Origin of the sequence: Nocardia lijiangensis NBRC 108240 (genome assembly GCF_001613045.1) — a bacterium.
In the GTDB taxonomy this organism is placed as follows: Bacteria; Actinomycetota; Actinomycetes; order Mycobacteriales; family Mycobacteriaceae; genus Nocardia; species Nocardia lijiangensis.
The window spans coordinates 1-10642 of the sequence record NZ_BDBP01000154.1; the positions used below are offsets into that span (position 1 = coordinate 1).

The window sequence follows — 10642 nt, forward strand, 5'->3', positions numbered from 1 at the left end:
GCACGCCCACGGTCGCCGCCAATTCCGCGCGGGCGTCGGCGCAGGCCCCCGCGATCGTGTCCAGCGCGGCGACGACGGTGGCCCGTTCGGCCCGGCCCTCGGTGAGCAGGTGCGCGGCCACCCCGGCCTGCACCTGGATCACCGTGATGGTGTGGGCGAGCAGGTCGTGCAGATCCCTGGCGATGCGCAGCCGTTCCTCCGCCACCTGCCTGCGGGCCTCGGCGTCGCGCGAGCGTTCGGCGCGCTCGGCGCGGTCCAGCACCTCGGCGATGTAGGCGCGGTGCAGCCGCACCGCCTCGCCCGCCACGCAGGCCACCACGATCCAGCCGGCGACGCCGAACGCCTGCAGCGCCGTGTTCTCGTTGCCGGTGGGCGACAGCATCATTCCCGCGATGCCGCACAGGATGACCACCGCGATCACCAGCGCCGTGCGCACCCGGGTGCCGTACCTGGCCACCGTGTAGAGCGCCACGACGGTCGCGGGCACCACGGCCTCGTGCGGATATTCGTTGGTGTGGTAGGGAACCACCAGCACCAAATGGGTGAACAACACCCCGAGCGGCCTGCTGCGACGCGCTACCAGCACCGCCGTCGACAGCGTGAGCAGCACCGTGCCGACGGCGTCCAGCGGGCGCGGGTCCGCGAGCAGCGGTGCGGCGATCAGCTCGACGATCAGCAGTGCGGCGGCCAGCGCGCCGTCGGTCACCCACCGTCTGTTCACCCCGCCATTCTCCGGCAGCCGGCCGCGACCCGCGTACTCCGCGCGGTGTATCTCCAACAGCCTTCCCCGGGCGGACGTTTCGCGGCCGCGTTCCCGCGACGCTGCTTGCCATGTCCGAAACGAGGAGACAGTGATGGGGATGAAGAGCAGAGCGTGGTTGCTCATCGGCCTGTGGATCGCGGTGCTCGCCGCGCTGACACCGTGGGCGGGCGCGCTGGACGACGTGAAATCCGATCGGGAGACCGACTACCTCCCCGCCTCGGCGCAGTCGACGATGGCGGCCGAACTGGAGGCCACCCTGCCCGGCGGCACCGAGAACGTGTTCGTGGTGGTGTATCACCGCGCGAGCGGTGTCACCGAGGCCGACCGGGCCACTGCCGCGGCCCACTACGCCGCGCTGCGCACGAAATACGGCGCGCAGGACGGACCCGAGCGACTGCTGCCCTCCGACGACGGCCAGGCTCTCATGTATCCGGTCACGATCGGCGAATCCCACGGGGAGCCTGCCGAATACATCGAGGAGTTCCGTTCGGCGGTGGCCGAGCATCCCGCCGGGCTCACCGTGCAGGTCACCGGACCCGGTGCGCTGCAAGCGGATTTCGAGGGCGCGTTCGAGGGCATCGACGAGCGGCTGTTGCTGGTGACCGCCCTGGTGGTGACCGTGATCCTGCTGCTGACCTATCGCAGCCCGCTGCTGTGGCTGGTGCCCTTGGTCGCCGTCGCCGGGGCGAACGTGCTGTCCATGGCGGCGGTCTACGGGCTGGCCGAGACGTTCGACGTCACCGTCAACGACCAGAGCGCCGCGGTGCTCACCATTCTGGTGTTCGGCGTCGGCACCGATTACGCGCTGCTGATCGTCGCGCGCTACCGCGAGGAACTGCACCACCGCGCCGACGTGGCCGAGGCGATGCTGGCCGCGCTGCGGCGCTCGGTGCCCGCGATCGCGGCCTCGGCGGCCACCGTCAGCCTGGGTCTGCTGTGCCTGCTCGCCGCCGACATGAACAACGCCGCGGGCATGGGCCCGGTCGGCGCCGCGGGCATCGTGTGCACGCTCGCGGTGATGGTCACGCTGTTCCCCGCGCTGCTGGTGGTGTGCGGGCGGTGGATCTTCTGGCCGCGAGTGCCGCGGGTGCGGACCGAGACGACCACGGCACCGACCGGCTGGGACCGGGTCGGCGCGGCCATCGCGCGCAGGCCGGTGGTCGCGGCGCTCGCCTCCGTCGCGGTGCTGGCGATCCTGAGCCTGGGTCTGCTCGGCAACACCGCTTCGCTCGGCCGGGCCGACCAGTTCGTGAACACCCCGGAATCGGTCGAGGGGCAGACACTGCTCGCGGCGCACTTCCCGGACCGCGCGGGCACGCCGCTGCTCATCCTCGCGCCCACCGGCGTTCGCGACGCCGCGATGCGGGCGGCGGCCGCGGACCCGGGCATCGGCGCGGTCGAAGTGGGCCGGGTCGGGCAGGCCGTCGGCGAGATCACCGCGATCCCGCGCGACCCGGCCGATTCCGCCGCCGAATACGCGACCATCGAGCGGCTGCGCGACACCCTCGGCGAGGTCGCGCCCGGCGCGGTGGTCGGCGGCCCGAGCGCGGCGAACCTCGACACCGCCGAGGCCTCCGCTCGCGATCGCCTGCTGGTGATCCCGCTGGTGCTGCTCGTGGTCACCGCGGTCCTCGCCCTGCTGCTGCGGTCGCTGGCCGCACCGGTCGGACTGGTGCTCACCGTGGTGCTGTCGTTCGGATCCGCGCTCGGCGCAAGTGTTTTCGCCTTCGAGCACCTGTTCGGATTCCAGGGCCTGGATTCCGCGCTGATCCTGCTGGCCTTCCTGTTCCTCGTCGCACTCGGCGTGGACTACAACATCTTCCTGGTCAGCAGGGCGAGGGAGGAGGCCGTGCGGCACGGCACCAGGCAGGGCATCCTGCGCAGCCTCTCGGTCACCGGCGGAGTGATCACCTCCGCGGGCGTCGTGCTGGCCGCCACCTTCGCGGTGCTGGCGACCCTGCCGCTGGTCACGCTGGCCCAGCTCGGCTTCGCGGTGGCCTTCGGCGTCCTGTTGGACACCCTGCTGGTCCGTTCCGTCCTGGTTCCCGCGCTCACGCTGATCGCCGGAGATCGGGTGTGGTGGCCGTCCCGGATGGCCCGTCCGGCCGTCGCGCCGCCGCCCCGGCGGCCGGAAACGGTGCCCGCACGGTGAGAACACCGCCGCGGTGGCTCTCGTCGAGGGCCACCGCGGCGCGTTCGTCAGTCGGGCAGGGTGACCACGCCGTCGAGATAGCGGCGGCAGCGTCCGGACAACAGGACTCGATCGCCGGCCAGCTCGCAGCGCAGGGCGCCGCCGCGGCGGGACAGCTGACGAGCCAGCAGCTCGGCGCGACCGAGTTCGGCGGCCCACAGCGGAACCAGCTGGGCGTGCGCGGATCCGGTGACCGGATCCTCCGGCACGCCGAGACCGGGCGCGAAGACCCGCGAGACGAAATCGACCTCCGCGCCGCGGGCCGTGAGGATGGCCGCCCGCGGCAGCGACGGGAAGGCGCTCAGCAGCGGACGGGCATGGCGCACTTCGTCTTCGGAGGCCACCACGACGACCTCGTCGGTCCCGGAGAAGGCGCGCACCGGCGCCACCCCGAGCGCCGCCACCAGCGCCGGGTCGGGCTCGACCTCGACGGACGCGACCGTCGGCAGGTCGAGCACGTACTCGTCGTCGTCGGTGCGATCCACGTGCAGCCAACCGCTTCTGGTGAAGAAGCTCACCCGGTCGGCGCCGGGATGCATGTCCTCGAGCACCTGCGCCGCGGCGGCGAGGGTGGCGTGGCCGCACATGTCGACCTCCACCGCCGGGGTGAACCAGCGCAGGTGGAAGGCCGGATGGTCCCCGGGCGGCCCGGCCGCCTCCGGGGGTAATTGCGAGGTGTAGAAGGCGGTTTCGGCGAGGTTGTTCTCCTCGGCCAGGTTGTGCAGCAGCTCATCCGGCAACCACGACGTCAGCGGCATCACGGCCGCCGGATTACCCGAGAACGGTGCGTCGGCGAACGCGTCGATCTGGTGCAGCAGTACCTCCATAGTCGGAGAAAATACTCCAACTCCGAATGACCGCTTCGCACAAGGCTTCTCGCGACGAGACGGTGCAGGTGAGCGGCCTCACGCGCTGCCGCCGGGCGAGGCGGGGATGAGCCTGCGCTCCTCGCCGTGCAACGCGGCGCTGATCCACCAGATCGCCTCGACGAGCACGATGCCGACCGCGCCGCAGATGAACGCCGACGTGGTGAGCGCCACATTGGACGGGTCGAGTTTGAAGAACTCACGGGTGAACGGCACGGTGAACAGCACGACGTAGGCCGCCATGGACGCCACGATCAGCACCACTTTCCACCACACGTACGGCCGCGCCACGATGGCGAGCACCCACATCGCGATCATGATCAGCGTGATGAGCGCGGTGGTGCCCGCCTGCTCCTTCTGCGTCTCGCTGGCTTCCGGCCCCGCGTACGCGATCAGGTACGCCACGAAGGTCGCGACGCCGATCACGATGCCGGACGGAATCGCCAAACGCATGACGCGCGAGACGAATCCGGTGCGGGCGCGTTCGTTGTTCGGGGCCAGCGACAGGATGAACGCCGGAATGCCGATGGTGAACCAGGCGGCGATGGTGACGTGGCGCGGCAAGAACGGGTAGCCGATCGGCTCGTAGCCGAAGATCTGCGAGCCGACGCCCGCCAGGCCGACGAGAAACGCGAGCAGTACCGAGTACACGGTCTTGGTGAGGAACAGATTCGAGACGCGCTCGATGTTGCCGATCACCCGGCGGCCCTCGCCGACGACGTAGGGCAGCGTCGCGAACTTGTTGTCCAGCAGCACGATCTGCGCCACCGCCCTTGTCGCAGGGCTGCCCGCGCCCATGGCCACGCCGATGTCGGAATCCTTCAGCGCCAGTACGTCGTTCACGCCGTCGCCGGTCATCGCGACGGTGTGCCCGCGCGACTGGAGCGCACCGACCATGGCGCGCTTCTGATCCGGACGGACCCGGCCGAAGGTGGTCTGCTGCTCGAGTACGTCGGCGAGTTGCTCACGCTCTTCGGGCAATCGGCGCGCGTCGACGGCATGCTCGCCGCCGGGCAGATCCAGCGAGGAGGCCACCGCGCCCACCGAGACGGCGTTGTCGCCGGAGATCACCTTGATCGAAACGTCCTGGCTCGCAAAGTAGTCGAGGGTCGCCCTGGCGTCGGGACGGATCTTCTGCTCCAGCACGACCAGCGCGGCGGGCTGCACCGCGCCCGGTGCGTCGGGAGCGTCCACCGGCCGGTCGCTCTGGGCGAGCAGCAGGATGCGCAGGCCCGCGGAGCCGAGTTCCTCGGCCGTGCGCGCCTCCTCCGACGCCGGGTCCAGCAGCACATCCGGCGCGCCGAGCAGCCAGTCACCGTGCTCGCCGTAGGAGAAGCCACTCCACTTCTTGGCCGAGGAGAACGGCGCGACCGCGGTGTGCTGCCAGCCCGGCCGGTCGGTCAGCTCCTCGGCGATGGCCTGCACGCTGGCATTGGGGCGCGGGTCGTCGCCCGCCATCGCGGCCAGCGCCTTGCGCACCGCGCCGTCGTCGAAGCCGTCCAGGATCTTGATGTCCGACAGCCGCATTCCGTTCTCGGTCAGGGTGCCGGTCTTGTCCGCGCACACCACGTCGACGCGGGCCAGACCCTCGATCGCGGGCAGTTCCTGCACCAGGCACTGGCGGCGGCCCAGCCGCACCACGCCCACCGCGAACGCGATGGAGGTCATCAGCACCAGTCCCTCGGGCACCATCGGCACCAGCGCGGCCACCATGCCCGTCACGGCGGGCCGCCAGCTCTCGCCGCTGGAGAACAGCTGGTTGTAGATGCTGAGCAGACCGGCGGGGATCAGCAGGTAGGTGATGAACTTCAGGATCTTGTCGATACCGCTGCGCAGTTCGGAGTGCACCAGGGTGAACTTGCTCGCCTCGTCGGCCAGCTTCGCGGCATAGGCGTCGCGGCCCACCTTGGTGGCGCGATACGCGCCGGAGCCGGACACCACGTAGCTGCCCGACATCACCTCCGCGCCCACGGCCTTGTCGATCGGGTCGGCCTCGCCGGTGAGCAGCGATTCGTCGATCTCCAGCAGCGCGGACTCCTCGACGACGCCGTCCACCACGATCTGGTCGCCGGGTCCGAGCTCGATGAGGTCGTCGAGCACCACGTCCTTCGGCGCCACCTGGTGCGCGACGCCGTCGCGGCGCACCGTCGGCTTGGCCTGGCTGACGATGGCCAGCTGGTCCAGCGTCCGCTTGGCCCGGATCTCCTGAATGATGCCGACGGCACTGTTGGCCACGATCAGCAGGCCGAACATGCCGTCGATGATCGAACCGGTCGACAGCACCAGGATGAACAGCACACCGAGGATCGCGTTGATCCTGGTGAAGACGTTGGCGCGAATGATCTCGCGGACCGAACGGCTGGCCCGGTCCGGCACGTCGTTGGTGAGCCCGTCGCGGCGACGCTGCTCGACCTCCTCCGCGGTGAGTCCGCCCAATGCCTGCACGGTTATCGACATGTTCGCCAGCCTAACGGGCGCTGCCGGACGCAGTCCGTCCCCAGACCGCGTATGGCCGGAGCGAAGGCGGAGGTTCTCCGAATAATTCATCCCATGAACAGCGGGCGCCCACTAGCCTGGCACGGGTGCGGCGAAACAGATCCATCCCCGGTGTTGCCTTCGGCACCAGTGCCTATCTGATCTGGGGATTGTTTCCCGCATTCTTCGGCCTACTCGCCTTCGCCAGCGCGGTGGAGGTGCTCGCGCAGCGGATCCTGTGGACGCTCGCGGTGGTACTCGTCGTGCTCGTGGTCACCGGGCGGCTGGGCGAGATGGCGGGCATCGGCGCGCGGACCTGGCGGTTGGCCGCGCTGGCCTCGGCGGCGATCTCGATCAATTGGGGCGTCTACGTCTACGGCGTCACCTCCGGGCACGTGGTGGAGTGCGCGCTCGGGTACTTCGTCAACCCGCTGGTGACCGTCTGCTTCGGGGTGATCATCTTCCGCGAGCGTTTGCGGCGGGCGCAGTGGGCGGCGCTCGGGCTCGGCGCGGTCGCGGTCGCGGTGCTCACGGTCGACTACGGCAGGCCGCCGGTGATCGCCCTCGCGCTGGCCTGCTCGTTCGCGCTGTACGGACTGGTGAAGAAGGTCATCCCGCTCGACGCGCTGCGCGGCATCGCGGCCGAGGGCCTCGTCGCCGCGCCGTTCGCGCTCGCCTTCGTCGTCGTGCTGCTGGCCACCGGTCGCAGCGACTTCACCACCGGCGCCGCGCACGCCGGGCTGCTGATGTCGACCGGACCGGTCACGCTGGTGCCGCTGCTGCTGTTCGCCATTGCCGCCCAACGGGTTCCGCTGTCCACCATGGGTCTGCTGCAGTACCTCACCCCGGCGCTGCAGATGGCGTGGGGCGTCGTCGTCGTGCACGAGCCGATGCCCGCGTCCCGCTGGGCCGGTTTCGCGCTCATCTGGGCGGCGCTGGCGATCTTCACCGCCGACGCCCTGCTGCGCGCCCGGCGTGCACGGCGCACCCCACAACCCCTGTCCCCCACCGATGCCCCCACACCCTGACGCTGCCCGCTCGCGCCGCGAAACCCTCGGCGCGACAGCCGATCAGGCGGGGCCGCCCAGTTGCCGTTCGATGGCGTCGGCGAGGATCTCCCGCGCCCGATCCAGGGTGATGCTGCCGCTGTGCCAGCGTTCGCTGAGCCCTTCGACCAAGGTGGTGAGATGTTCGGCGGCCACGGCGGCGTCGATACCGCGGCGGACGGCGCCCGCGTCTCGCGCCTGCGCGATGAGGGTTTCGACGTCGCTGTTCCACGCCAGGGTGGTGGCGCGCAGCGGCTCCCGCAAGGCCGTGTCGAACGTGGCGCTGGCGCGCAGTTCACCCCAGGCGACGCTGTTCTCACGCACCTCGTCGTCGTCTTGGAGTTCGAGCAACAGCAGTTGTTCGACCCGGACGCGGGGGTCGTCGGAGTGGGCGAAGGCGTCGTCGGTGTAGCGCTGGGCGCGCCGGTTGACGTGGTCGAGCGCGGCGCGCAGGATCCCCGCGCGGTCCTTGAAGTGGTAGTAGACGAGCGCGGTGGACACGCCCGCCTCGGCGGCGAGCTTGTCCACGCGCAGTCCGCGGACTCCGTCGCGGGCGATGACGCGCACAGCGGCTTGCAGAATCTGGGTCTGACGGTCCGACACGAGGCCTCACTCGTAAGGGGTGGCGGTCCGGCCGCGTGATCGCGGAACGCGGCGACCGGCGGGGATCGGTCAGGCGGCGGGCTGTTGCTGGGTGGTGCAGTGGATGCCCCCGCCGCCCGCGGCGAGGCCGTCGATGCCGATCTGCACGACCTCGCGGCCGGGGAACAGCCGCTCGAGGGTGGCGCGGGCGGCCGGGTCGGTCTCGGGGTCACCGAATTCCGCGGCGATGACCGCGCCATTGCACACGTAGAAGTTGATATAGCCCGCGGCGAAATCGTCGTCGGCGAAGGCTTCCCGCACCGTCGAAGGGCCTTCGAGCACTTCGACCCGCAACGGTCTGCCGTGCACGTCGGTGGCGCTGTGCAGGATGTCCAGGTGACGGCGGGTGACGTCGTAGTCGAAGGACTCGGGATCGTTGTCCAGACCGGCGACCACCACTCCCGGCCCGGCGAAGCGCGCGTAGAAGTCGGTGTGTCCGTCGGTGATGTCCGCCCCGGCGATGCCGGGCAGCCAGATCACCTTCTCGATGCCGAGCAGAGCCGCCAGTTCCTCCTCGACGTCGCGCTTCTTCCATCCGGGATTGCGATTGTCGTTGAGCACGCAACTCTCCGTGATGATCGCAGTGCCCTCGCCATCGACCTCGATGCCGCCGCCCTCGAGCACCAGATCGGTGCGCAGGGTCTCGACCCCGGCGCGCGAGGTGACGAACCGCGCGACCTCGGCGTCCCGGCGGTACTCCTGCTTCTCGCCCCAGCCGTTGAAGTTGAAATCCACGCCCGCGGTGCGGCCGCCGCCCTGGACGAACACCGGCCCGATATCGCGCATCCAGAGATCGTCGAGTTCCGCGGGGATCAGTTCGACGTCCGCGGCGCCGATCAGGCTGCGCGCCAAGCCTATTTCCGCAGGCCGCACCAGCATCGAGACCGGTTCGAACCGGGCGATCGTCGTGGCGATAGTCACCAGGTTGCGCTGCACCTCCGGCAACAGGTCGCGGCCCCAGATGCGCGCGCCTGCGCCGAACGCCATCCACGTCCGCGCGTGCGAACTGCCTTCCTCGGGCATCATCCACTGTCTCCCGTCGTCGTCATCACCATTCGAGCCGTCGCCGACCACTGGTTGCGACGCATCGCCGCAACCGGACAGCAATAGTCCGCTGATCGCCGCGATACCGGTATGCACGAAGGTGCGTCGCCGCATCTTTCAACTCCTTGGCCAGGGACGTTCACAGCACGCAGCCACGGCAAGGCGCGAGAGGTCAACAGCCCACGGGTTACGCGAGCGCGCAGGCAACTCCACAGCGCGATCACTTGGCAATCGCAGACTCTAATACCTGACTGAAAATTCAGTCAAGGCCGCGGGTCGAGCTCGTGACGGACGTCATGGCCGCGGACCGGGACTGACGGTCTGCTGTGGCACGGGTGGAACCGCGGTCCGGCGCACGCGGTTTCGTCACATCGGCACAGAGAAGCGCCGCCACGATTGTTCGAGTCGACAGCGTGACGAGGCGGTGCCGCTCGGTACATTGACCGCGATCGACGCAGGACCGGAGGGGTTTTCACGATGCTGGACGACGGGCGAATCGACAGAGCGGCCGGTGTGCTGCTCGGTACCGCGGCGGGCGACGCGCTCGGCGCCGGATACGAATTCACCCGGCCGGGTCCGCAGCAGGAGATCGCCATGATCGGCGGCGGGGCGTTCGACTGGGCGCCCGGCGAATGGACCGACGACACCTCGATGGCGCTGGCGATCGCACTGGCCGCCGACGACGGCCCCGGACTCGAACTAGACGCGGTGGCGGCCGGATTCATGCGGTGGTACGACTCCGATCCGCCCGACGTCGGCGTGCAGACCGACCGGGTGCTCTCCGCCCGGCCCGCCTCGGCACGGGCCATGCAACAGCAGGCCATGTCGCTGAACGGGCTGACCGGTGGGAACGGTTCGCTGATGCGCACGGCCCCGGTCGCGCTGGTCTGCCTGGACGACGCCGCGGAGTGCGAACGGCTGGCGGGCGCGGTCGGCCTGCTCACCCATCACGACCAGCAGGCCGTCGAGGCGTGCAAGATCTGGACCTACGCCATCCGGCACGCAGTGCTGGCCGCGAACTTCGACGGCGTGCGGGAGTACGTCGCCGCCAGCGACAGCGCCGACTACTGGAATCGCCTGCTCGACGAGGCCGAAACCGGTGCGCCCGACCATTTTCCGAACAACGGCTGGGTCGTGCACGCGCTGCAGACCGCTTGGTGGGCCATCACCACCGCCAACGCCTCCGGCCCCGCACACCTTCCGCTGGCCCTCGAACTCTGCGTCCGCGCGGGCGGCGACACCGACACCACCGCCGCCATCGCGGGCGGCCTGCTCGGCGCCCGCTGGGGCGCCTCCGCCGTCCCCGCCCACTGGCGCACCATGCTGCACGGCTACCCGGGCCTCACCGGCGAAGACCTGGTCACCCTCGCCACCCGCATCGTCCGAGCGAACACCACCACCTGAGACCAAGGCCGCTCGACGCAACAGGCCGAGGAACCCTACTGAGCCGCGGCGCCAATCTTCGCCGTTCCGGTCAACCGACGCCCGCGGCGGCAGCAGCACCGGTGCCCTGTTCACCACCATCCTGACGACCCGAGAGGTGACGAACGGGGCTGGCCACGCTCCGTATGCGGTGTGGATCGGCCCCGGGCTCCACAGCCCCGAGTGATCGACC

General features: G+C 70.2%; 8 protein-coding genes. 3 read left to right on the forward strand and 5 right to left on the reverse strand.

Annotated elements, in window-relative coordinates; translation table 11 throughout:
• The coding region (locus NL1_RS34440; protein ID WP_162272795.1) for a histidine kinase at positions 1 to 721 on the reverse strand (721 nt) is incomplete at its 3' end.
• A 139-nt stretch (positions 722 to 860) separates the two neighbouring features.
• Between NL1_RS34440 and NL1_RS34445 the strand changes: the two genes are divergently transcribed.
• Positions 861 to 2915: an MMPL family transporter gene (locus tag NL1_RS34445; protein ID WP_162272796.1), complete on the forward strand. Its 2055-nt coding sequence runs from the start codon at positions 861 to 863 to the stop codon at positions 2913 to 2915.
• Between the two features lie 47 nt (positions 2916 to 2962).
• On the opposite strand, the gene NL1_RS34450 is transcribed toward NL1_RS34445, so the two are convergent.
• Together NL1_RS34450 and NL1_RS34455 are read right to left on the reverse strand one after the other, a co-directional pair.
• Entirely contained in the window at positions 2963 to 3781 is an 819-nt protein-coding gene (locus tag NL1_RS34450) for a PhzF family phenazine biosynthesis protein (protein ID WP_067848737.1), read from the reverse strand.
• 78 nt (positions 3782 to 3859) lie between these two features.
• The gene (locus NL1_RS34455) at positions 3860 to 6277 is read right to left on the reverse strand and encodes a cation-translocating P-type ATPase (RefSeq protein WP_067848739.1); all 2418 of its coding nucleotides are present in this window, start codon (positions 6275 to 6277) and stop codon (positions 3860 to 3862) included.
• Between the two features lie 125 nt (positions 6278 to 6402).
• On the opposite strand from NL1_RS34455, the gene rarD reads away from it, so the two are divergent.
• Entirely contained in the window at positions 6403 to 7323 is a 921-nt protein-coding gene (gene rarD, locus NL1_RS34460) for an EamA family transporter RarD (protein WP_067848741.1), read from the forward strand.
• A 42-nt stretch (positions 7324 to 7365) separates the two neighbouring features.
• On the opposite strand, the gene NL1_RS34465 is transcribed toward rarD, so the two are convergent.
• Positions 7366 to 7944, reverse strand: a complete 579-nt coding sequence (locus NL1_RS34465) for a TetR/AcrR family transcriptional regulator (RefSeq protein ID WP_067848744.1) — start codon at positions 7942 to 7944, stop codon at positions 7366 to 7368.
• A gap of 69 nt (positions 7945 to 8013) precedes the next feature.
• Positions 8014 to 9141: an agmatine deiminase family protein gene (locus tag NL1_RS34470; protein ID WP_067848746.1), complete on the reverse strand. Its 1128-nt coding sequence runs from the start codon at positions 9139 to 9141 to the stop codon at positions 8014 to 8016.
• Positions 9142 to 9504: 363 nt separating this feature from the next.
• Between NL1_RS34470 and NL1_RS34475 the strand changes: the two genes are divergently transcribed.
• Positions 9505 to 10431, forward strand: a complete 927-nt coding sequence (locus tag NL1_RS34475; RefSeq protein ID WP_067848749.1) for an ADP-ribosylglycohydrolase family protein — start codon at positions 9505 to 9507, stop codon at positions 10429 to 10431.
• Positions 10432 to 10642: the final 211 nt, after the last annotated feature.

Excerpts from the sequence above, each read along its gene's own strand:
- NL1_RS34455 (WP_067848739.1), bottom strand. The coding sequence starts at position 6,277 with ATGTCGATAACCGTGCAGGCATTGGGCGGACTCACCGCGGAGGAGGTC.
- NL1_RS34470 (WP_067848746.1), bottom strand. The coding sequence starts at position 9,141 with ATGCGGCGACGCACCTTCGTGCATACCGGTATCGCGGCGATCAGCGGA.
- NL1_RS34445 (WP_162272796.1), top strand. The coding sequence starts at position 861 with ATGAAGAGCAGAGCGTGGTTGCTCATCGGCCTGTGGATCGCGGTGCTC.
- NL1_RS34450 (WP_067848737.1), bottom strand. The coding sequence starts at position 3,781 with ATGGAGGTACTGCTGCACCAGATCGACGCGTTCGCCGACGCACCGTTC.
- NL1_RS34475 (WP_067848749.1), top strand. The coding sequence starts at position 9,505 with ATGCTGGACGACGGGCGAATCGACAGAGCGGCCGGTGTGCTGCTCGGT.